At 39.3% G+C, this 22672-nt stretch carries 16 protein-coding genes; 11 read left to right on the forward strand and 5 right to left on the reverse strand.

Going from position 1 to position 22672, the window contains the following annotated elements; translation table 11 throughout:
* Window position 1 precedes the first annotated feature (1 nt).
* On the reverse strand, window positions 2-1951 hold the full coding sequence (locus tag GR929_RS12255) for an ABC-F family ATP-binding cassette domain-containing protein (protein ID WP_159520209.1): 1950 nt from the start codon (window positions 1949-1951) through the stop codon (window positions 2-4).
* Between the two features lie 164 nt (window positions 1952-2115).
* On the opposite strand from GR929_RS12255, the gene rlmD reads away from it, so the two are divergent.
* Together rlmD and yaaA are read left to right on the forward strand one after the other, a co-directional pair.
* Window positions 2116-3525, forward strand: coding sequence for a 23S rRNA (uracil(1939)-C(5))-methyltransferase RlmD (gene rlmD / locus GR929_RS12260; protein ID WP_159520211.1), 1410 nt, complete (start codon window positions 2116-2118; stop codon window positions 3523-3525).
* A gap of 52 nt (window positions 3526-3577) precedes the next feature.
* Window positions 3578-4342 carry a peroxide stress protein YaaA gene (gene yaaA, locus GR929_RS12265; protein WP_159520213.1) on the forward strand — a complete coding sequence of 255 codons (765 nt, stop codon included), beginning with the start codon at window positions 3578-3580 and terminating at the stop codon, window positions 4340-4342.
* Window positions 4343-4419: 77 nt separating this feature from the next.
* Here yaaA and rfaD read toward each other — a convergent pair whose 3' ends face one another.
* Complete coding sequence (gene rfaD / locus GR929_RS12270) at window positions 4420-5385, reverse strand: ADP-glyceromanno-heptose 6-epimerase (protein ID WP_159520215.1); 966 nt, start codon at window positions 5383-5385, stop codon at window positions 4420-4422.
* Window positions 5386-5653: 268 nt separating this feature from the next.
* Here rfaD and folE point away from each other — a divergent pair, with 268 nt between their 5' ends.
* Complete coding sequence (folE, locus tag GR929_RS12275; RefSeq protein WP_159520217.1) at window positions 5654-6277, forward strand: GTP cyclohydrolase I FolE; 624 nt, start codon at window positions 5654-5656, stop codon at window positions 6275-6277.
* Window positions 6278-6458: 181 nt separating this feature from the next.
* Here the strand turns inward: folE and GR929_RS12280 are convergent, their stop codons facing one another.
* Together GR929_RS12280 and GR929_RS12285 are read right to left on the reverse strand one after the other, a co-directional pair.
* Entirely contained in the window at window positions 6459-6938 is a 480-nt protein-coding gene (locus GR929_RS12280) for an Lrp/AsnC family transcriptional regulator (protein WP_159520219.1), read from the reverse strand.
* A gap of 227 nt (window positions 6939-7165) precedes the next feature.
* Window positions 7166-8437 carry a mechanosensitive ion channel family protein gene (locus GR929_RS12285; protein ID WP_159520221.1) on the reverse strand — a complete coding sequence of 424 codons (1272 nt, stop codon included), beginning with the start codon at window positions 8435-8437 and terminating at the stop codon, window positions 7166-7168.
* A 67-nt stretch (window positions 8438-8504) separates the two neighbouring features.
* On the opposite strand from GR929_RS12285, the gene GR929_RS12290 reads away from it, so the two are divergent.
* Window positions 8505-9788: a M64 family metallopeptidase gene (locus tag GR929_RS12290; RefSeq protein WP_201300992.1), complete on the forward strand. Its 1284-nt coding sequence runs from the start codon at window positions 8505-8507 to the stop codon at window positions 9786-9788.
* A 507-nt stretch (window positions 9789-10295) separates the two neighbouring features.
* Here GR929_RS12290 and rocD read toward each other — a convergent pair.
* Window positions 10296-11519 carry an ornithine--oxo-acid transaminase gene (rocD, locus tag GR929_RS12300; protein ID WP_159520225.1) on the reverse strand — a complete coding sequence of 408 codons (1224 nt, stop codon included), beginning with the start codon at window positions 11517-11519 and terminating at the stop codon, window positions 10296-10298.
* 216 nt (window positions 11520-11735) lie between these two features.
* Between rocD and GR929_RS12305 the strand changes: the two genes are divergently transcribed.
* The 7 genes from GR929_RS12305 to GR929_RS12335 all read left to right on the forward strand — a co-directional run bounded on the left by GR929_RS12305 (window position 11736) and on the right by GR929_RS12335 (window position 22554).
* Window positions 11736-13634, forward strand: coding sequence for an ATP-binding protein (locus GR929_RS12305; RefSeq protein ID WP_159520226.1), 1899 nt, complete (start codon window positions 11736-11738; stop codon window positions 13632-13634).
* Window positions 13635-13801: 167 nt separating this feature from the next.
* Window positions 13802-14383 carry an RNA polymerase sigma factor gene (locus GR929_RS12310; protein WP_159520228.1) on the forward strand — a complete coding sequence of 194 codons (582 nt, stop codon included), beginning with the start codon at window positions 13802-13804 and terminating at the stop codon, window positions 14381-14383.
* A gap of 258 nt (window positions 14384-14641) precedes the next feature.
* Window positions 14642-15637: a FecR family protein gene (locus tag GR929_RS12315; RefSeq protein WP_159520230.1), complete on the forward strand. Its 996-nt coding sequence runs from the start codon at window positions 14642-14644 to the stop codon at window positions 15635-15637.
* A gap of 163 nt (window positions 15638-15800) precedes the next feature.
* Complete coding sequence (locus tag GR929_RS12320; RefSeq protein ID WP_159520232.1) at window positions 15801-18983, forward strand: TonB-dependent receptor; 3183 nt, start codon at window positions 15801-15803, stop codon at window positions 18981-18983.
* Window positions 18984-18995: 12 nt separating this feature from the next.
* Entirely contained in the window at window positions 18996-20528 is a 1533-nt protein-coding gene (locus tag GR929_RS12325; protein ID WP_159520234.1) for a RagB/SusD family nutrient uptake outer membrane protein, read from the forward strand.
* A gap of 85 nt (window positions 20529-20613) precedes the next feature.
* A complete protein-coding gene (locus GR929_RS12330; RefSeq protein WP_159520367.1) occupies window positions 20614-21711 on the forward strand; it encodes an alpha-L-fucosidase in 1098 nt (365 codons plus the stop codon).
* Between the two features lie 54 nt (window positions 21712-21765).
* Entirely contained in the window at window positions 21766-22554 is a 789-nt protein-coding gene (locus GR929_RS12335; protein WP_159520236.1) for an SGNH/GDSL hydrolase family protein, read from the forward strand.
* Window positions 22555-22672 lie beyond the last annotated feature (118 nt).

Below are 22672 nucleotides of genomic sequence, written 5' to 3' on the forward strand. Positions count from 1 at the left end.
GTTACCAGGTTTTTTGTTCTTTCAATGTTTCGTATTCCAGTTGGTTGTTTTCCCATGCTGTCATAACTTCTTCAAGTTTGGCTTTTAGTTGATCATACTCTTCAAAGATGCTATGATCTTCCAGCGAATCAGGATTTGCCATTCTCTTGTCGTAATCTTCAATCGTATTTTCCAGGTTTGTAATTTCCTGCTCTGCTTGCGCTATTTGCTTTTCCAGCCGGCTAATGTTCTTATTTATTTCCTTGCGCTCGTTGTAGCTGAATTTGCTTTCAACCTGTTGGGGTTTTTCTTTTTTTTCAGAATTGGAATTAACTTGACTTTTGTGCTCCAATTCTTTCATCGATTCCATCTTCTTGCGACGGAGGAATTCGTAAATACCACCAAGGTGTTGTTTTACTTTTCGGTCTTTAAATTCATAAACACAATTGACCAGCCCATCCAAAAACTCACGATCGTGTGATACAACTAAAACAGTTCCTTCGTAACTAGCCAAAGCTTGTTTCAAAATCTCCTTCGAACGCATATCCAGGTGGTTGGTTGGTTCATCCATCACCAAAAAGTTCACAGGCTCCAGCATCAGCCGGATCATCGCTAGGCGTGAGCGCTCACCTCCCGACAGCACTTTTACTTTTTTCTCAACATCTTCGCCCGAGAACATAAAAGCCCCAAGAATATCCCTGATTTTAGTTCGAACATCGCCAACAGCTATTTCGTCGATTGTTTCCAATACCGACAAATTCTCATTTAATCGTTGAGCCTGATCCTGAGCAAAATAACCGATTTTCACATTATGACCGATTTTCAAGTTACCCTGGTAATCGAGTTCATTCATAATAACGCGAGCCAACGTTGTTTTTCCTTCGCCATTTTTACCTACAAAGGCAATTTTGTCACCGCGCTCAATCATTAAATGAATGTCGTCGAGAACTAATAAGTCGCCATATCTTTTTGTCAAGTGTTTGCAGTCGGCAACAATTGTTCCTGAGCGTTCCGGTGGTTGAAAACGGATGTTGAGTCGCGAGTTATCTTCCTCATCAATTTCAATTCGGTCCAGTTTTTCAAGCATTTTCGAGCGCGATTGCACCTGAACAGCCTTTGTTGCCTTATACCGAAATCGCTCAATAAATTTTTCGGTATCTTCAATTAGTTTTTGCTGGTTTTTATAAGCAGCCAATTGGGTTTCCTTGTGTTCTTGCCTAAGCTCCAGGTATTTGGTGTAGTTGGCCTTGTAATCGTATATTCTTCCCAGCGAAATCTCAATGGTTCGGTTAGTTACCGCATCCAAAAAAGCGCGGTCGTGCGAAACTAAAACAACTGCACCGGCATAGCTTTTCAGGAAATCTTCCAGCCACTGGATCGATTCAATATCCAGGTGGTTGGTCGGCTCATCGAGTAAAAAGACATCCGGTTTTTTTAGCAATATTTTTGCCAACTCAATACGCATGCGCCATCCACCACTAAATTCGCTTGTTTGCCGAGTGAAATCACTTCGTTTGAACCCAAGACCGGTTAATGTCTGTTCAATTTCGGCTTCGAAATTTGCCCCGCCAACCATATGGTGATGATCATTCAACTCAGTAACCTTGGTAATCAATCCCATGTATTCGTCCGACTCGTAATCTTTGCGAGTAGCAATTTGGTGATTAATGTGTTCAATTTCATTTTTGATTTGCAGGATCTCATCGAAAGCCTTTTTCGCTTCGTCAAAAACGGTATGTTTATTCGAAACATTCATATGCTGAGGTAAGTAGCCAACGCGAATATCTTTTGGAACAACGACTGATCCTTCAGATGGCGACTGCTGTCCGGCAATGATTTTAAGTAAGGTTGATTTTCCCGCTCCGTTTTTACCTGCCAACCCAATCCGGTCTTTAGGGGTTACCAAAAACGATATCTTCTTTAAAAGTTCAAATCCTCCAAAACTTACGACTAACTGATCAACTGAAATCATAACACATAAAAAATTGAAGTGCAAAGATAGAAGAATCCATTAGAAAATAGAGTGAAGATTAAGTTGTAAGAGTGTGGGATTAATTAATCATTTCATTTACAATTTAAGAGATTGACAGCTGCTCGTTCATCTATTTTCCTATTTTTGCACCAAAATAGAACTGTATGGGACGAAGCCGCCGAAAAAAGCCTTTTTATGAGCAAGTTACAATAACCGACATTGGTGCCGAAGGAAAAGCCATTGCACGTGTTAACGACATGGTTGTGTTTACGACACACGCTATTCCGGGAGATGTAGTGGATTTGCAGGTGACCAAAAAACGGAAAAAATACCAAGAAGCCCGTGTGGTTAAAGTACATGAAAAGTCGGCTGATCGGGTAGAAGCGTTTTGTGATTACTTTGGAGTTTGCGGCGGCTGTAAATGGCAATTTTTACCCTACGAAAAGCAATTGTATTATAAGCAACAGCAAGTTGTTGATCAGTTGAAAAGATTGGGGAAAATTGAGTTGCCTGAAGTGAGTCCAATTCTCGGCTCTGAAAAAAACACTTTTTATCGGAACAAGCTTGAATTTAGTTTTTCAAATAAACGCTGGTTGACTATTGAAGAGATTGACTCTGAAGAGGAGCCGGTAACGATGAATGCGCTGGGATTTCATATTCCACGCATGTTTGATAAGATCATCGATATAGAAAAGTGCTGGCTTCAGCCCGATCCCTCCAACCCAGTCCGTAATTTCATTCGATCGTACGCGCTTAAAAATAAGCTGGAGTTTTTTGATATTCGAAATCAGGAAGGTTTTTTACGGAACATGATTATCCGGACAGCTTCAACCGGAGAGACCATGTTGATATTGGCTTTTTACCAGGAAGATGTTGAAAAACGGGAAGGATTGCTGAATGCAATTGATGCTGAATTTCCGGAACTGACTTCACTGATGTACGTGATCAATAGCAAAGGAAACGATACGATAACCGACCAGGAGGTGATTGCTTACAAAGGACCGGATCATATCTATGAGGAAATGGAAGGATTACGGTTTAAAATTGGACCCAAAAGTTTTTACCAAACCAATTCGGCTCAAGCTTATGAGTTGTATAAAGTGGCTCGCGAATTTGCTGACTTGTCTGGCAGCGAAGTGGTTTACGATTTGTATACCGGAACCGGAACAATTGCCAATTTTGTAGCCCGAAAAGCTAAAAAGGTAGTTGGTGTTGAGTATGTCCCGGAGGCGATTGAAGATGCCAAAATCAATTCAGAAATAAATGGTATTGAAAACACGAGTTTTTTTGCCGGCGATATGAAAGATGTCTTGAACGATGAATTTATCTCAACCCACGGGACGCCGGACGTGATTATTACTGATCCCCCACGTGCTGGCATGCACGAAGATGTGGTGAAGACCATTTTGAATGTTGCTCCCGAAAAGGTGGTCTATGTTAGTTGTAATCCGGCATCGCAGGCACGCGATTTGGCGATGATGGATGAAAAGTACCGGGTAACTAAAGTTCTGGCAGTGGATATGTTTCCGCATACCCACCATGTTGAAAATGTGGTTTTGCTGGAGCGGAAATAAGCTAAACTTTTCAATTGTTCCGCTTGTTTTAAAAGTTACAAAAACAAATGTTATGCTGATAGTTATTTCGCCCGCAAAGTCGTTGGACTTTGAAACAAAGCCGGCTACTGAAAAATATTCTCAACCTTCTTTTCTAAAAGAATCGCGTCTGATTCATAAAGAGCTGAAGAAACTTTCACCCAAAGAGTTGTCTGAGTTGATGAGCATTTCGGATAAGTTGGGCGAGCTGAACTTTGAACGCAACCGGAAATGGAAGACTCCGTTTACTCCCGAAAATGCAAAGCAAGCGGTGTTGGCTTTTACCGGAGATGTCTATCAGGGGATGGATGCCGAAAGTTTTACTGACAAGGACTTTGAAGTCGCTCAGGAAAAAATCAGAATATTGTCGGGACTTTATGGTGTGTTGAAACCCTTGGATCTGATTCAGCCTTACCGGTTGGAAATGGGAACTAAATTTGGAGTTAATGGCAGAAATAACCTGTACGATTTTTGGCAGGAAAAGGTCACAAAAGCAATCAGCAAGGAACTGAAAGCAGGGGGGCCATTGATCAATTTGGCTTCAAATGAATACTTTAAAGCGATCGATACGGAAAAGATTGGTTATGAGGTTATTACCCCGGTCTTTAAAGATCTGAAAAGCGGAAAATATAAAATGATCTCTTTTTATGCGAAAAAAGCGCGCGGTTTAATGTGCCGGTTTATCGTTCAAAATCGGATTACCAATCCAGAGGATTTAAAAGCGTTTGATTTGGACGGGTATTATTTCAATAATGACCTTTCGAAAGGAAAAGAGTGGGTTTTTACACGCGACCACTGAGGGAGTTGCTCGTTTTAGGTTGCCAGTTGCGAGTTTGAGTTTTTTCGAATACCGTGAGCTTGTGCCGCTTCCCCGAATTAATAACAGTACTCTGCTGCTAAATAAGATTTGATGTAATCGTCAATAGCATCTTCTAACTTTGTAAACGGTTTGTTGTAACCGGCTATTCTCAGTTTCTCGATTTTTGCACAGGTGTAATATTGATAATTGTCGCGGATATCCTCAGGTGTATCAACAAAACTAATGTCTTCTTTCATGTCCATGGCTTTGAAAACAGCTTTGGCCAAATCGACGTAAGTTCTTGCAGTTCCTGTTCCCACGTTGTAGATTCCCGAATGTTTGCGGGTTTTCATAAAATGCAACATCACATCAGCGACATCGTCTACATAGATAAAATCGCGTGCTTGTTCTCCATCTTTATACGCCGGACGGTGGGAGCGAAATAAAGTCATTTTTTGTGTTTCAGAAACACGGTTAAATGCCTGGTAAACAACAGAAGCCATTCGCCCTTTGTGATATTCGTTCGGCCCAAAAACATTAAAGAATTTTAATCCTGCCCAGAAATAAGGCTTTTTTTCTTGTGCCAGAGCCCAAAGATCAAAATCATGTTTTGATTGCGCATAGCAATTCAGTGGTTTGAATTGATCAACAAGCTGATGATTATCGTCAAATCCAAATTCTCCGTCGCCATAAGTTGAAGCTGATGAGGCATAAATTAATGGCAATCCAAATTGCACACAGCTTTTCCAAATGCGCTTCGAGTAATCGAAATTGAGTTGCTTGTATATTTCAGGTTCTTGCCCGATGGTATCAGTTCTTGCGCCAAGGTGGATGATGCATTGAACAAATTGGTGATTGTCATTGAGCCATTCGAAAAAATTATCGCGGTCAAGTAGTTGGTTGTATGTTTTCGAAATGTAGTTCGATATTTTTAAGGGGTCGTTGAATTTGTCAACAAGAATTAAATCCTGAAATCCTTCCTGATTAAGCTTTCCCACCATGTAACTTCCAATGAATCCTGCAGCACCCGTAACAACGATCATATAAGTAAGATTTAACTACCTAAGTAGGTTTTAGTTTACACTCAAACTTAAAAAATGTTAAAATTATTGTGTCGCCTACCGATATATTTTAATTTTTCTGACACAAAAATATTATTTCTTCTCGTTTTGAGAAGATTAACGGCAAAAATAAAGTGATCAAAAGAGCTTATTATTGATAATTTCTTCTGATTTATGAATTAAAAGGATAAGTTTTTACTTTTGCTGTTTGCAATATTCGGATCGAAAAATCAATGGGAAGCATTTTGACATGGAAGAATCATTTAATGGCGAGCAAAGCGGTTATCGCCGCATCGAAAGATTTAATAGTAAAAATACGGAAAAAATAAGTGGACATTACCGGCAGATAATCGATTTGTTAGGAGAAGATATGTCGCGCGAAGGTCTGGAAAAAACTCCGCTGCGAGTTGCTAAGGCAATGCAATATTTATTGCAGGGATATGAGCAGGATCCTGAGGCCATGTTGCGTTCGGCCATGTTTAAAGAAGATTATCGCCAGATGGTTATTGTGAAAGATATTGAGATTTACTCGATGTGTGAACATCATATGTTGCCATTTATTGGAAAGGCACATGTTGGATACATACCCAATGGATATATTACCGGACTGAGCAAAATTGCCCGGGTTGTTGATGCTTTCTCCCGTCGATTGCAGGTGCAGGAGCGGCTCACCCTTCAGATAAAAGAATGTATACAGGAAACCTTAAATCCGCTTGGGGTGGCTGTCGTTATTGAGGCTCAGCATTTGTGCATGCAGATGCGGGGAGTCCAAAAACAACATTCGATCACAACAACTTCTGATTTTACCGGTGCTTTTGAACGGGTTGCTACTCGCGAAGAGTTTATCAAATTGATTAGTTCCAGACTTTCGTAATTTCTGAATACTCCTTTCATTGTCATGGACTAAATAGAATTGAAAACAAATCTCCTTGTCGGCTTTAATTGTTCTCTTCAATGCTGGATGAATGAACCGGAGAAGCAGAAATCAAAAAGTAGGACATAAAAAAAACGCCCCAAAATGAGGCGTTTCTATATGGTTTGGTAATTGTTTGTTTCTATTTGATTGGTACTTGTCGCTTAAATTCCATTTCTAACGAAATGAATGTCTCCGTGCGGGCGATACCTTCAATGTCCTGCATTTCTTCGTCAATAATTCGTTTCAAATCATTGTTGGTTTTTGTTTGAATTTTTACAAAAATAGCATATGACCCTGTTGTATAATGGCACTCTACAATTTCCGGGATTTTGCTTAATGCTTCAACCACAGGAGCATGAAATTTGGCTTTTTCAAGGAATAATCCCATGTATGCACAGGTGTTGTAACCCAATTTTGATGGGTTAACAATGAATTCACTACCGGAAACAACCCCTAAATTTAGAAGTCTTTGTACGCGCTGATGAATAGCAGCTCCGGAGACACCACACTCCCGGGCAACTTCCAAAAATGGAATACGGGCATTTTTAGTAATAAGCCGCAGAATTTTTTCATCTAATTCATCTATTTGTGGCAGCGGATTTGTATTTTCTTTATTCATTCTGGTTGTGTTTTTCAACTTTGAAATTAAAAGTTAAAGATATAAAAACCCAATAAATTATAAATAATCGGATAACTTTTTAAGTCTTTAGTAATAATTTATAAGCAGATACTTGTAATGTATGAGTAATAAGTTGGTTCAAATTCAGGTCGGCAAAAGTATATTATTTTTTTCATATTCTAATTGACACTATCTGATACAATATGATTTTCCGACTCATTTACTCGCTATTTTTTTGAAGTGCCGTTGGGTTGACTGATGTAGTCCGATATGTCGTAACCACTTGGATTTTGAAAAACACGGAGTCCGAATTCGGGTAATATCGCTAAAATGTGATCCATGATATCAGCCTGGATAGCTTCGTACTTAGCCCAATTCTGATCTTTGCTGAAAACATAAAACTCCAGGGGTAGTCCTTTTTCTGATGGTTGTAAATGACGAACAAGGAAGGTCAGCTCCTGATGAATCATCGGATGTTGGCGAAGATAGTTTTCAAGGTAACGTCGAAAAATTCCAAGGTTGGTTTGTCTGCGTCCATTGTATACGTCGCCATCTTCTATTTTAAGATTTTTATTGAACGCTTTGATCTCTTTTTCTCGCTCTTCCAGATAATCTTTCAGCAAATAAAAATGACTTAATTTTTCAAGTGTCGCTTTATCACAAAAACGGACACTGCGCATATCCAGGTTTACTGATCGTTTAATTCGGCGACCCCCGGATTCCTCCATGCCAATCCAGTTGTTGAACGATTCGGACACCAACGCATAGGTTGGAATGGTCGTAATTGTTTTGTCCCAGTTCTGGACTTTCACTGTATTTAAGCTGATGTCAATTACTGTTCCGTCAGCATTGTGGCTTGGCATTGCAATCCAGTCGCCGGGTTTCAGCATTTTGTTGGCCGACAGCTGAATACTAGCTACAAGGCTTAAAATTGTATCCTTAAAAACTAAAAGCAATACGGCGGCAATAGCTCCCAATCCACCAAGCAGGTAGAGGGGGGTTTTGTCAATAAGCACTGAAATGACAAAGATGATTGCTACACAAAAGATCAATATCTGAAACAGCTGGATATATCCCTTGATTGGACGGTTGATAGCGTATGGAGTAGTTTGGTAGATGTCGTTGGCAGCATTACCAATTCGTATTGTGAAGAAGGTAAAGATTCCGATAAAGTAAATTCTTGAAAAACCATAAAGTAGCTTGTTGACTAATTCACTATCAGAAAAACCAGAAGCGTAATAGATAATGAGTGCAGATGAAAGATGAGCCAAAGCACTAAATACTTTTCGCTGAACCAGAAAATCATCCCACTGGGTTTTTGTTTTTTGAACAAACTGGTGAACAATTTTAGCTAGTGCTATTCTGGTTATCCACTGAGCAAGGTACGAAACCAACGCCAAAACAAGCAGGCATGCAAAAATTGAAATGTGATTCGCACTGTTCTCAGGGACACTTAAGTCTGATAAAATTGTTCTAAAAAGCTCTAGTAAGTAGTTCATCTGACGAATATCAATTTATTCTAATTAATTTGTTCCTAATTTAGACGCTAAAATTAATGATTTTGTTATGATTAGAAAATGGATGCTTATCAGCTTGTTGAGTGTTTTTACATCCGGGGTTTTAATGGCAAAACCTCAGTTTTCGGACTATTTTATAAACAAGACCTTGCGTATTGATTACTTATTGACCGGAACGGCTGATACGGCTGAAGTTATTCTGGAACAGTTAAAGAAGGAGCCTAATTATGGCGGTTCGCATTTTAATTTAATTGACGAATTTGATTTTGGAACCTATCGGTATCAGCTTTTCGACAAAGAGTCGAACGAGTTGATTTTTTCCAAAGGATTCTGTCCCATTTTTCAAGAGTGGCAAACCACTGATGAAGCAAAAAAACAAAAGCGCAGTTTTTACCAAGTGGCTATTTTGCCGTTTCCTAAAAAAACGTGCTCTTTTGTTGTAGAAGAGCGAAACTGGGAAGGAGAATTTGTAAGCGTTTATTCGACTGATGTAGATCCAGAGAACTATTTTATTCTGAATGAAAATCCGATAAATCTGAAGTCAGAAAAAATTATCGACAGTGGAGAACCCGAAAAAAAGGTTGATCTGGTTATTTTGTCGGAAGGCTATACTTCAGAAGAGATGGATAAATTTGAAGCCGATGCCAGGCGGATGATAGACGCCTTGTTTTCCGCTGCTCCGTTCAATAAGCATAAAGACGATTTTAATGTTTATGCTGTTGAGGTTCCGTCTGATGAATCGGGAACAGACGTGCCAGGCGAACACATTTATAAGAATACAGCCTTCAACTCCAATTTTTACACCTTTGATACACCGCGCTACCTGACGTCACAAGATATGCTTGCAATTCACGATGCCGCAGCTGTAGTCCCATATGATCATATTTACGTGTTAGTAAATACCGATAGATATGGAGGTGGTGGATTTTACAACTATCTGTCACTGACTTCAGTTGACGATAGTTTATCCGAAATTGTGTTTATTCATGAATTTGGACATGGCTTTGCCGGATTAGCTGATGAGTATTATACTTCTGATGTAGCTTATGCTGATTATTATAATTTGGAGGTGGAGCCTTGGGAACCGAATATTACTACGTTGGTTGATTTTGAATCAAAATGGACGGATTTGATTCAAGAAGGCACACCACAACCAACGCCTAGAAATGTTGCCAATAGCAAACTGGTGGGTGTTTTTGAAGGTGGTGGTTATCTGACAAAAGGAATTTATAGCCCAATGATGGACTGTCGCATGAAAACCAATGAAGCCAAAGGGTTTTGCCCGGTTTGCCAAAAAGCGATCGAAAAAGTAATTGAATGGCACTGCCAATAATAAATATAGAGCGTAGCATTAGGAATTGAGTTTTTAGAGTGCTATTGTATCAATCGAAATCCAGCTGAATTATCGGACGAGAAGTAAAAAGACTTAAAAGCGCGTAAATTGATAATTTATGTGCTTTTTTATTTTGCCTAACTTTTTGTTGTTCCAAGTTCTTTCAACATGAAGAAAATGCTCACCTTTTCTGATTTTAACGATGTCGATCTGTACAACCGATCATATAAAGATGTAATTTTGCAATTGAATGAGCTTATTTCAATTTAATAAAGCTAAAATAGAACATTATGGCAAAATCACATGACGCTAAAAAAACTGCAAAAAAGGAGCCACTGAAAACTCCAAAAGAAAAGAAGGCAGAAAAGAGAGAGAAAAAGGCAAAACGATAGGTCGTTTTGAGTAAAAATAACTCGATGAATGAGGATTAACATGAAATGTTAGTCCTCATTTTTGTTAAAGTAAAAAGGAACCAGGTTTCTGGCTCCTTTTTACTTAGGTGACATTCTAAAAACCAAAAGTGTTAAATGTCTCTTTAATCCGATTGATGGCCTCCATCATTTGAGTTTCGTTAATGATTAATGGTGGGGTAAACCGGATAATATGTTCGTGAGTTGGTTTGGCCAATAATCCATTTTCTTTCATCGCTAAACACACATCCCAGGCTGTTTTGCCATCCATCGGCTTTATGGCGATGGCGTTGAGCAGTCCTTTCCCTCTTACTACTTCAATCATTTCCGAATCAATCGCTTGCATTTCACTTCGAAAAAGTCGTCCCATTTTTTCAGCGTTTTCGGCTAGCTTTTCATCCTGAATAACATCCAGTGCTGCCATGGCTACTTTTGCCGCAATCGGGTTACCTCCGTAGGTTGATCCATGTTCTCCGGGTTTGATGGTGAGCATAATCTCGTCATCAGCCAGCACGCAGGACACCGGAAGCATACCGCCGGAAATAGCTTTCCCGAGTATCAGGATATCGGGTCGAACATTTTCATGGTCGCAGGCCAGCATTCGGCCTGTTCTGGCCAAGCCGGTTTGTACTTCGTCGGCAACAAATAAAACATTGTGTTTTTTACACAAATCAGCTGCTTTTTTCAGAAAACCATCTTCAGGAACATAAACGCCCGCTTCAGCCTGAATAGGTTCAACTAAAAATCCGGCAACATTCCGATCTTGCAAAGCCTGTTCAAGTGCATTGGTGTCGTTGTAGGGGATGTTGATAAAGCCGGGAGTGTACGGTCCGTAATCACTATAAGCATCCGGATCCGAAGACATGGAGATAATGGTGATTGTTCGCCCGTGGAAATTCCCGTTGCAGACTACAATTTTAGCCTCATTTTTTTGCACCCCTTTCACTTTATAGGCCCACTTTCGAATAAGTTTCAGTGCGGTTTCATCGGCTTCGGCTCCGGAATTCATCGGCAGCATCTTGTCGTAATCAAAAAGCTTGCACATGTATTCTTCCCATTCGCCTAATACATCGTTGTAAAAAGCCCGTGAGGTTAAAGCTAGTTTTTGTGCCTGTTGGGTGAGTGCTTCAACAATTTTTGGGTGGCAATGTCCTTGGTTAACTGCTGAGTAAGCGGCCAGGAAATCCAGATATCGGTTGCCGTCAACATCCCAAACATAGATTCCTTCGCCACGTTCCAGCACTGCAGGTAGTGGATGATAATTGTGGGCTCCATAACGTGCTTCACGATCAATGAAGGATTGAGTAGAACGAGTTTCCATAATCGTAATAATTAATGGGTTATTTTGATAACAGAATTACGCATAATCTCCTGTATTTCAAAGAAATTTAGACTGTTAAATAAAATCTTATGGGGTGATAAAACTGTTTTTTAGTTACATATTTTTTTCTCTACCACGTTTCAACTTTCAATTTCTAAGATTCTATATTCTTTTATCTTATATTTGCAGCCGAGTTGGGCTAATCTGAAGTTCGTTATGAAATTTAAACTGATTCTATTATTTCTGTTTTTTGTTGGGGGAGGGATTGTCAGTGGGTATTCTGTTAACACCGATTCTCTGAAAACAATTATAGCAGCGGATGAAAAAGATAGGGTAGATGCATTGCTTGATTTTAGTGACCAATACCTTGATTCCATTATCTATTATGACTTTGTGGTTACTTGTCTGAATGAAGCTTTGGACAGTGCTGAATCAGCTGAAAATGATTCCCTACAAGTGAAAATCTACAATTACCTTGGGTTGGCTGATTTTAATATTGGAAACTACGAAAGTAGTACCAATTATTTTTATAAGGCACTAAATATTTTGGATCGCAAACCGAACGTAAGACAAAAATCGATCGTTTATAATAACCTGGGGATGATTTTTGATGAGCTGGAAGACTTTGACCGCGCTCTCGAATTTTACCATGAATCATATCTTATAGACAGTTTGGCTAATAACAAAGAGGGATTGGTTTTTTCATATATCAATTTGGGAATCAGTTATCAGAATCTCAAACAATACGAGCGGTCAAGAAAATATAATAATCTGGCTTTTGAGCTAGCCAAAGAGTTGAATGACAGCCTTTCGATGGTGAATGTTGTTAATAATCTGGGAACACTTGAATACGATCTTAAAAATTACGATGAAAGCTTAAGTTATTATCTACAAGCGTTGGAATTGTATGAGGAATCCAGAGATCGAGCAGGGGTTGCGATTGCAAAAAACAATATTGGTTTAGTTTATCTGGACCTTAAAGATTACCCGAAATCGTTGGAGAATTTTAAAACTGCATTAAAAATAGCATCCGAATTGAACATGTATGATTTTACAGGTGATATTTACGGCAACCTTTCTATTTATTACGAAGATATTGGGGATTACAAAAATGCTTTTGAGTACTACGATCAATACAATACGGTGTATGATAGTTTGATAGGAGAGAAACAAGAACTTAAAATCCGAAAGCTGGAAACCCAATACCAATTTGAAAAAAAGCAGCGTGAAATATTGGAGCTTCAAAAGAAAAATGAACAGCAGGAAAAGCTATTGGTAGACTCCAGAAGTATTCAGCACTATTTGTATTTAATTATTTTGCTGGTTGTTATTTTTCTGTCCGTCTTGTTTTTCCTCTTGCGAAAAGAACGAACACTGGCCCGCGAGCTGCACGATAAAACTCAGGAGCTGAAAAAACTAAACTTGTCAAAAGACCGTTTTTTCTCCATTATAGCTCACGACCTGCGAAATCCGTTTAATGCCTTAATTAGTTTTACCAGCCTGTTGCGCGAACAATTTGACTCCTTTAGCCGAGATGATCTCAAACGGATTATTATCGACTTAAATAATGCAACCGAGCAAGGATTCTCATTATTGGAGAACCTGCTACACTGGACTCGGTCACAGACCAATATGATCAAAGTATACAATACCAATTTTAAACTGAAGGAAGTTGTTGATAGTATTTTAAGTTTGGCAGCCCCAAATTTGTTAGAAAAATCTCAGGTTGTTGAAGTCGATATGGATGAAGAATTGAAGATTTATGGCGATAAAGATATGATTGCAACAGTCATTCGTAACTTAGTTTTCAATGCGATCAAGTTTTCTTATCCTGAAACAGTTATTCGTATAGAAGGTAAGCAGATTGGTGCAAATATTCAATTTTCAGTGTCCGATCAAGGGGTTGGAATGACAGAGGAAGTTCAGCGCAATATTTTTGATAGTCAGAACTATTCAACGTCGGCAGGAACTTCGGGCGAAACTGGTAGTGGTTTAGGATTGGTGATCTGTCGCGAATTTATCGAAAAGAACAAGGGGGTTATTTGGGTTGAAAGCGAGGAAGGAAAAGGAGCAATATTTCGGTTTTCAATTCCAGTTGTTAAAGGCAAGCCTTAAGTTACTTACTATCTTCTGTAGGCAGTTTGTAGCTTTAAAGTGGAAACTTCGTTAAGATGACCTCTTCAAAGTTTTCATATCTTTTTGCTCGTTTTTATTTTATATGATGCGAAGTACAACCAATGAAAAGGTTATATTTGAGCAAAGCCATAACAAAAACTTACTCCTTGAAAAAACTCGAACTTCATAGTGAGATTGAACTGGTAACGAGATTGATAAATCAAGACCATTTCGCCTTTGAAGTCCTTTTTTATAAATACAAAAACAAAGTAAAAGGGTTTGTACTCAAATTTGCCCCATCTCAAATTGATGCAGACGACATCGTTCAAAAAGTGTTTATTAAGGTTTGGCTTCAAAAAGAAAAGTTGTCTATCGACAAGTCTTTTTCTGCATTCTTGTATACGATCGCCAAAAATGAAATCATTGATCAACTGAAGTCTTCAGTAAATCGCCGTATTTATTTTATGGGCAACAACCTGATCGCCGACCTGAATATTAGGGAGCAGTCTGACAATACAGATGAACAATTGGGATTAGAGAAAAAAATAACTGAGTTGATTCATCAATTGCCGGAACGCCGGAAGGAGATTTTCGAACTGAGTAGATTCGGAGGCTTGACCTACAGACAGATCGCAGAAAAGTTGGAAATTTCAGAAAATACAGTAGACACCCAAATTCGGAAGGCGTTGAAATTTTTGAGAGAAAAGTTAAAGATAGTTCGCAATAACATTCTGCTGATAATTTTCTAATCAAATAATTCTTTGAAACTCAGTCTCGAGGGTTCATATTTTCTTTCCTGAAAATCGGGGAAGTTGTCAGTCTTCCGACTGACGGAGGCGTGAAATAGGGAACATTCGATTTTAGGCTTTTGGGGCGAAATAAAGTTGCCGCGCTACTTCGTAGTAGAACCACGTGGATAGTCAGCTTTAAGAATTTTCTTTATTTTTTTTGATTTGGCTTCACGGAAACTGAGTTTGCTTTCGTATTGAATACAAACTATCGAATCTATGAGCGATCAAAGCTTGTCTCTGTTAAAAAGATTTATACAAGACGATTTCCTGTCAAAACAGGAATTAAAGGCCCTTAAGAGGGGGTTGGAAGATCCAAAAAATAGCCAGGTGATTGATGTTTGGATGCATGACTACTGGAATATTGCACATGAAGTTGAGTCCAATACTTCATTCTCTGATATAATTGCCCAGGTTAACCAAGCGTATCAAACACGGAGTCAGGAAATTTTCTGGGATCGGAAATGGGTTAAACAACTACAAAAGATAGCAGCAATCCTTATTCTACCTCTTGTTTTAGTGTCAGGCTACCTCGTTCTTTCGCGAGTAGATTCTAATCTTCAATATGCAGAGGCCATCGTGCCAAATGGTCAAAAATCAGAAATTGTATTGCCCGATAACACGCATATCTGGTTGAATTCTGGAACGCGATTAAAGTATCCTGTGAAGTTTGGAAGTGGCAAAAGAGAAGTTTTTCTGGACGGGGAGGCTTATTTCGAGGTTGCCCATAATGCCAATGCTCCCTTTATCGTAAATGCTAAGAACGTGGCTGTTAAGGTGCTGGGTACAACATTTAATGTAAAGGCCTATTACGATGAAAGTCAGGTTGAAACGGCGCTTTTATCCGGGAAAATCAAATTGTTGATAGAGAATCGTGATGAGATTGATGTCCATCCGGGAGAACTTGTCAATATTTCCGGTAGCCAAAAGTCGGTGTCAAAATCAGGGTTTAATTCTGAAGAAATTGTTGGGTGGAGGAATAACCGATTGGTTTTCAGAGATGATACATTTAGTAACCTTGTTAAGAAAATTGAACGCTGGTATGATGTCGAAATCGTTTATGATGAAAAACTGTATGACCATAAAAGACTGACGGTTGAATTACAGGAAGGAGAAAGCATTGATCGGTTAATGCAGATTATCGAAAAGACAATGAATATAAACTATCACATAAACAAACAAAAAATATATATCAAACCGAAAATGAAAAGCTAAGCTATTTGAAAAAGTAAGCGGGTAGTTCTGCGCCAACATACACTACCCGCCATCTTTACGTGTAAACCTTAAGTTTAACGAAAAACTAAACAAATTTATGAAAAAATGTAAAACCAATGGGTTTGGGGATCGATTTCTCCATTACTCAAAGTTCTTAAGAGTTATGAAACTATTATTGATCCTGATTTTTTCCGGACTTATGACTTTTGCTTCCCAGTCATATTCACAAGTGAGCACCGTCACGATGAATATGTCTCAGGCTACAATTCTGGATGTTTTTAATGCAATTGAAAACCAAACGGATTATCAAATTGCATACAACAGTAACAATCTGGATATCCTCGAAAAGATTAATCTTAATGTTGAAAATAAGACCGTAGAAGAAATTCTAGATCTTATTTTGAAGCCTTCAAGTTTGAAGTATGAATTCATTAGTCATTACATTGTTATAACAGATCAAAATAAGACTAATCCAAATGCAACAGGGCAAGAGCTGCTAACAGTTTCTGGTAGAGTTACAAGTCTTTCGGGTGAGCCTATCCCGGGGGTAACCGTTACAATTGCAGGAACTATGAATGGAACGATTTCGGATATCGATGGTCATTATTCTATTTCAGAGGTGCCGTCAGCTGGAACATTAACCTATTCATTTGTCGGAATGCGAACCACTCAAATTCCTGTTGACGGACGGAAATCAATTGATGTTAGCCTTGAGGAGGAAACCATCGGGTTGGAAGAGGTTGTTGCTATTGGTTATGGCACCGTAAAAAAGAGAGAATTAACCGGCTCCGTTGCTTCAGTAAAAGCAGATGATTTTAATCAAATTGCTTCTTCCGATGCGATGCAGTTAATTCAGGGTAAAGTAGCCGGATTGAGTATCACCCGAACAAATGGTGGCGACCCAACTAGCGGTTTTGAAATTCGCTTGCGTGGTTCTTCTAGTATCAGTGCCGATCAAGAACCTTTGGTTGTTGTTGATGGTATTCCGGGGGGCGATTTGAATTCTATTGCTCCGGAGGATATTGCATCAATGGATATTTTGAAAGATGGTTCGGCTGCGGCAATTTACGGTACGCGCGGAACGAATGGAGTTATTCTGATAACGACTAAAAGAGGGAAGCAAGGGAATGTTCAAGTAGAGTATTCATCCAGATTGACGACTCAGTCCATATTAAAACAAGTTGAAGTTTTGAATGGAGATGAATATCGTGAAATGAAAACCAGGCTGCAAGCGTCTCACCCCGAAGTTGCGAGTGGTATGATTGATCATGGTTATGATACGGATTGGTTTGATGAAATCACTCGTTCTCCTTTCAGTCATGTACAACACTTGTCGATGAGTGGTGGAGCGGATAAAACGACTTACCGTTTGTCATTATATTACACTGATCAGGAAGGTGTGATGTTGAACTCAAAAATGGAAGAGTATCGTGCCAATATGAATTTACGGCAAATGGCGTTAAATGATAAGTTGCAATTGACCGTTCAACTTGGTTTGTCAGATCGTGCTTCAAATCCTGTAAACTACGATGCATTCCGCCAGGCAATCAAACGGAATCCAACAGAGCCTGTTTACAATGATGATGGTAGTTTATTCGAGATAGCCGGATGGCAATATGAAAATCCGGTTGGTCAATTAACTGAAAGAACTCGTGATGATGGCTCTTCAACTTTATTTGCGAATCTGGGAGCTGAGCTTTATCTAACAGATTGGTTGAAAGCTGGTGTTGTTGGAGGAATTCAAAAATATCGTTCGTTAAATGGTTATTATGAACCCAGTTATGCATTTACACAGGAAACTGCAGGAACTTCGGGTACGGCAAGTCGAGAGGCAATTGCCAGGGATACGAAAACCTTAGAAACCACAGTCGACTTCAACAAGTCCTTTGATGAGCATACAATTAGTGCGACTGCTGGTTACTCGTTTCAGTCATTTGTTGATGAAGGGTTTGATGCAGAAAACACAAATTTTATCTCGGATGATCTATTGTATAACAACTTGGGATCTGGAACCAAACTAAAGGATGGAAGTGCTGATATGGGCTCCTACAAATCAGAAAACAAGTTGGTTGGTTTCTTCGCTCGCGCAGCTTATAATTACAAAGGAAAATATTTCTTGTCGGGCAGTGTTCGTCGAGAGGGCTCTTCTAAGTTTGGGGCCAACAATAAGTGGGGTACGTTTCCCGCGATATCCGGAGCTTGGGATTTAACTCAAGAAGGGTTTTTGGATGATTCAAACTTTGATTTATTGAAGATTCGTGCCGGATACGGTGTCACAGGTAATCAGGGAATTGATCCTTACTTATCGTTGTCCAGAATGGCCGAAGCAGGTTACTTCTTTTATAATGGAGAGTTTATTCCGGGCTATGGCCCTGACAGTAACCCAAATCCGAACCTGAAATGGGAAACCAAACATGAATATAACTTTGGTATTGACTGGTCTGTAAGTCAAGGACGAGTGGGTGGTACGGTTGATTATTATGTGCGTGATACCAAGGATCTTTTACACTTGTACGATGTGCCGGTTCCTCCAAACTTGTATGAAGAGACCATGGCCAATGTTGGTTCAATGCGTAATTCCGGATTAGAATTCACAATTAGCGCGATTCCTGTTCAAAGTAGGGATTTCCAATGGAATATTGATTTAAATTTTGACTACCGGAAAAATAAATTGTTGTCATTATCCAACGAGTATTATTCTCTGGAATACCGAAATGTGGGTGAAATTGGTTCACCGGGTGTTTCTGCATGGACACACCGTTATTACGAAGGTGGTTCAATCGGTAATATTCATGGATTCGTTTATGAGGGGTTAACCGAAGATGGTAAATGGATTTTTAAAGATACGGATGGTGTTGATGGTATTACCGTTGAAGACCGGACAAACATTGGAAATGGAATTCCGGATTTCTACGCCGGGCTAACCAATACGTTCCGTTATAGAAATTGGGATATGTCATTAATGTTCCGTGGTATGTTTGGTCATCAGATTATCAACCAAAAACGAATTTTCTACGAAAATCCAATTATGCTTCCTTTGAATATTATGAAATCAGCAATGGATTCTGAAATTTGGGACACGCAAAACTTCTCTGATTTCTACCTTGAGAATGGTGATTTTGTGAAATTGGATAACCTCACTATCGGATATAATATTCCATTGCAAAGTTCAAAATGGTTAAAATCAGGACGAATATTCTTTACAGGAACAAACTTGTTAGTGATAACCGGGTACAAAGGAATTGACCCTGAAGGTTCAATCGGAGGATTGGAACCGGGAGTAGATTCCAGAGGTGACTATCCAAGTACAAGAACTTATACTATTGGTTTTAACCTTAAATTTTAAAACACACGAATCATGAAAAAATTAATCATATTATTTGCACTATTTGGACTGTGGTCGTGTACAAATCTTGACGAAGAGGTGTACGATACCATTGTTACCGAGGAATTTTATCAGACCGATAAGCAGGTTCTGGCAGCAGCTGGTCCCGCGTATAACGAACTCCGCAGATTTGTACAAGTTTACGGAACATGGGGGGTTAATAGTCTCTGTACCGATGAAGCGGTGCTGCCTACAAGAGGTATCCATTGGGACAATGGCGGTATGTACCGAAGAATGGCATTGCATACCTGGACTTCGGAAATGGATCTTTTCAATTCGGCCTGGAGGTCTGTATATAATACTGCTTCAAACTGTAACCGGATTCTATATCAATTTGATTTAATTGAAAACAAAAGTGATGCTTTGATTAGTATTATGGATGAGCTGCGTGCCATTCGGGCGTTCGCTTATTTCATGGGTTTGGATCAATTTGGGAATATTCCTATTGTTGATCAATTTGATGTACCGGAGGGATATGCGCCTGCGAACAATACACGGCAAGAGGTTTTTGATTTTGCTAAAACCGATTTGGAGAACAGTCTGGATGTGTTAAGTAAAAAAACAGACATGACTTCATATGGGCGTATGCATTATTATGCAGCTCAGGCTATTTTGGCAAAACTGTATTTGAATGCCGAAGTTTATACAGGTACTTCTATGCTTGATGAATGTATTTCGGCCTGTGATGCCATCATCAGTTCAGATAATTATTCGTTGGCTTCCGAGTATTTTTCAAATTTTGCTATTGAGAATCAAGGCTCTCCTGAAAACATTTTTGTGATTCCGTTTGATGATGTTTATACAACAAGTTGGGATTATATGAATCAATTTCAATATTGGACTCTTCATTTTAACTCCAATAAGACATTTAATATGGAAGCTGGAGGTTGGAACGGTTTCTGTGCCATGCCCTCTTTTTACAGGTCTTATGATGAGACCGATGTTAGAAGAAATGCTTGGTTAGTTGGTCCACAGTATGCGTTAACAGGAGAACAATTAGTTTGCAATCAAGAGTTGGCTGGTAAGCCATTATCTTTTAGTATCGATTTAACCTCGTTAGAAGGTTCATTTGAGGACGAAGGTGCGCGTTTAGCCAAGTATGATTATACCGGAGCTAAGAACTATACCGTATCCTGCGACTATGCCGTAATACGTTATGCTGATGTTCTTTTGATGAAAGCAGAAGCGTTGATGCGTAAAAATGGCGGTAATGCTACTGCTGAAGCTGTTGAGCTGGTCAATGAGGTAAGAAGCCGTGCTTTTGACGATCCTTCTGGCAAGCTTTATACAACGGCCACATTAACCATGGACGCTTTATTAGCTGAACGCGGATGGGAATTTGCGGGAGAAGGATGGAGACGAAATGATCAGGTTCGGTTTGATAAATTCACCAAAGGGAGATGGACCTTCAAGGATAGCGATGACCCTGACACCAGAAATATATTTCCAATTCCACAATCACAAATGAATGCCAATCCGAACCTAACCCAAAATGCGGGTTACTAATTGGTAATATTTATGCAAAAATAGAGGCTCAAGTATTATTGGACCTCTATTTTTTAATCTTATAATTAACCTAACTCAGATCCATATGCCTGATCAATTTAATCGTCGTGATTTTATCAAGAAATCTGCTATGGCTTCTGCAATGGCAGGAATTGGAATGAAAGGTTTCGCTTCTACTTCTGTTCCTTCTGTTTCTGAAAATATTCAAAAAACTGGTGTGCAAAGGTTATCAGTTAGCCAGTTAGAGCAATGGACCGAACAGGAATATGGGATGTTTATCCATTTCGGAATGAGTACTTTTTCCGGTGAAGAGTTGGGCTCAGGGAAAGATCCTTGCTCACTCTATAATCCTAAGGAACTGGATGTCGATCAATGGGTGAAGGTTGCCCGTGATGCTGGCATGAAATACATTGTTTTGACTGCCAAACACGTATCGGGTCATTGTCTTTGGCCTAGCAAATATACTGACTATCATGTTGGAAATTCGGGAAATAAAACGGATGTGATGGAAGCCTTTATTTCCGCTTGCCAGAAATATAATATCAAACCTGGTTTTTATTATTGCTCGTGGGATAATCATCATTTATTTGGGTCGGCAACACCATCCAATGTTCCATGGGAAAGTAAGTTTACAACTTCAGAATATTGTGATTTTCAGTTTAGTCAGGTTGAGGAATTGATGACTAACTATGGCCCGTTTGCCGAAGTTTGGATTGATATCCCTGGAATGCTCAGTTATGAAAACCGGGTTAGACAATATGAGCTAATTACACAACTGCAACCTGATACGTTCGTGATGATGAATGGTGGAGTAGGGAAAGGGCATCAAATCAAAACCGACTATTCCTGGCCAACTGATTTGGTGTCTATGGAACGGGGGTTGCCTCCTTCGCGCGACGGCTATAATCCTTGGTACGTGGTGAAAGATTATTTGGGAAAAGATCAGGATTATTATATCCCCGGAGAAGTTTGCGATACAATTTGCTATACCTGGTTTTGGAAGGAAAATAATAAGATTCGCTCGGCAGATGAAGTTTTGGGAATGCGATTGATTGCAAAAGAAAGAGGATCAAATTTTTTATTGAATGTTCCTCCTGATCAAACAGGTCAGATTCCTCAAAAGATGGTTGATGTGTTAGTTCGTGCTAAAATGAAATATGATAAAATCGTAGAAACTTTTTAATTTTAATCTACTTTTTTAAATCTCCAAAATGAATCTGACTTCAACAATAAATTTATGAAACCTAAAAACGTTACTCGACGAAGATTTCTGCAAACAGCGGGTATTGCCACTGCATTGGCTGGCTTTACTGCTTCAGATACGTTTGCCAACAGGACAAATGAAATCCCAGAAATAGAAAAAGACCTGACCTTTTTATTTCAGGGAGATTCTATTACCGATGGCAATCGGGGACGCAATAACGATCCCAACCATATCATGGGGCATGGTTATGCTTTTTCTATTGCAAGTCGGATTGGTGCGGATTTTCCTCAGGCGGGCTTTTCATTTTATAACCGGGGAATTAGCGGCAATAAAGTCCCTGATTTGGAGAAGCGTTGGCAGGAAGATACGCTGAATCTCAAACCCGATGTGCTCAGTCTTTTAGTCGGAATTAACGACGTTGCTGCAGTTGTTGAAAAAAATCCGAGTGCCAAGGATTTAGGCGAATTTGAGGAGGGCTATCGAAAATTATTGACTATGTCAAAACAAGCCAATCCCGATATTCTTTTTGTACTGGGTATTCCGTTTGTTTTTCCTGTTGGCGCACGAAAGGAGAATTGGGAGTGGTGGAAGAATGAAACATTGGCACGCGCTGAAATTGTTAGAAAAATTGCCAAAGAGTTTGCTGCTGTAGTTGTTGATTTCGCTCAGGTATTTGAGCAGGCAGCAGATTTAGCCCCGATTGATTACTGGATTTGGGATGGTGTTCATCCAACTGTTTTTGGACACGAGCTAATGGCCCGGGAGTGGATAAGGCAAGTGAGTTCGAGCTTAACTTTTTTGAAAAACTACTCCTATTCTTAGCCTGTTATTTGGGCCTGAAACAGGAATAAGGCAACCCACAATTGTTTCTTGAGATACTTTCAGAATCTATCTGTTTGAAAGATAGTATTTTAGTGTTTTGGGGTGGAGTTGGAGATTG

This window comes from Sunxiuqinia indica (genome assembly GCF_009847015.1).
Taxonomy (GTDB): domain Bacteria; phylum Bacteroidota; class Bacteroidia; order Bacteroidales; family Prolixibacteraceae; genus Sunxiuqinia; species Sunxiuqinia indica.

Bases quoted from the DNA above. Each gene is read 5' to 3' on its own strand.
- GR929_RS12255 (WP_159520209.1), bottom strand. From the start codon at position 1,951: ATGATTTCAGTTGATCAGTTAGTCGTAAGTTTTGGAGGATTTGAACTT.
- rlmD (WP_159520211.1), top strand. From the start codon at position 2,116: ATGGGACGAAGCCGCCGAAAAAAGCCTTTTTATGAGCAAGTTACAATA.
- yaaA (WP_159520213.1), top strand. From the start codon at position 3,578: ATGCTGATAGTTATTTCGCCCGCAAAGTCGTTGGACTTTGAAACAAAG.
- rfaD (WP_159520215.1), bottom strand. From the start codon at position 5,385: ATGATCGTTGTTACGGGTGCTGCAGGATTCATTGGAAGTTACATGGTG.
- folE (WP_159520217.1), top strand. From the start codon at position 5,654: ATGGAAGAATCATTTAATGGCGAGCAAAGCGGTTATCGCCGCATCGAA.
- GR929_RS12280 (WP_159520219.1), bottom strand. From the start codon at position 6,938: ATGAATAAAGAAAATACAAATCCGCTGCCACAAATAGATGAATTAGAT.
- GR929_RS12285 (WP_159520221.1), bottom strand. From the start codon at position 8,437: ATGAACTACTTACTAGAGCTTTTTAGAACAATTTTATCAGACTTAAGT.
- GR929_RS12290 (WP_201300992.1), top strand. From the start codon at position 8,505: ATGATTAGAAAATGGATGCTTATCAGCTTGTTGAGTGTTTTTACATCC.
- rocD (WP_159520225.1), bottom strand. From the start codon at position 11,519: ATGGAAACTCGTTCTACTCAATCCTTCATTGATCGTGAAGCACGTTAT.
- GR929_RS12305 (WP_159520226.1), top strand. From the start codon at position 11,736: ATGAAATTTAAACTGATTCTATTATTTCTGTTTTTTGTTGGGGGAGGG.
- GR929_RS12315 (WP_159520230.1), top strand. From the start codon at position 14,642: ATGAGCGATCAAAGCTTGTCTCTGTTAAAAAGATTTATACAAGACGAT.
- GR929_RS12320 (WP_159520232.1), top strand. From the start codon at position 15,801: ATGAAACTATTATTGATCCTGATTTTTTCCGGACTTATGACTTTTGCT.
- GR929_RS12325 (WP_159520234.1), top strand. From the start codon at position 18,996: ATGAAAAAATTAATCATATTATTTGCACTATTTGGACTGTGGTCGTGT.
- GR929_RS12330 (WP_159520367.1), top strand. From the start codon at position 20,614: ATGCCTGATCAATTTAATCGTCGTGATTTTATCAAGAAATCTGCTATG.
- GR929_RS12335 (WP_159520236.1), top strand. From the start codon at position 21,766: ATGAAACCTAAAAACGTTACTCGACGAAGATTTCTGCAAACAGCGGGT.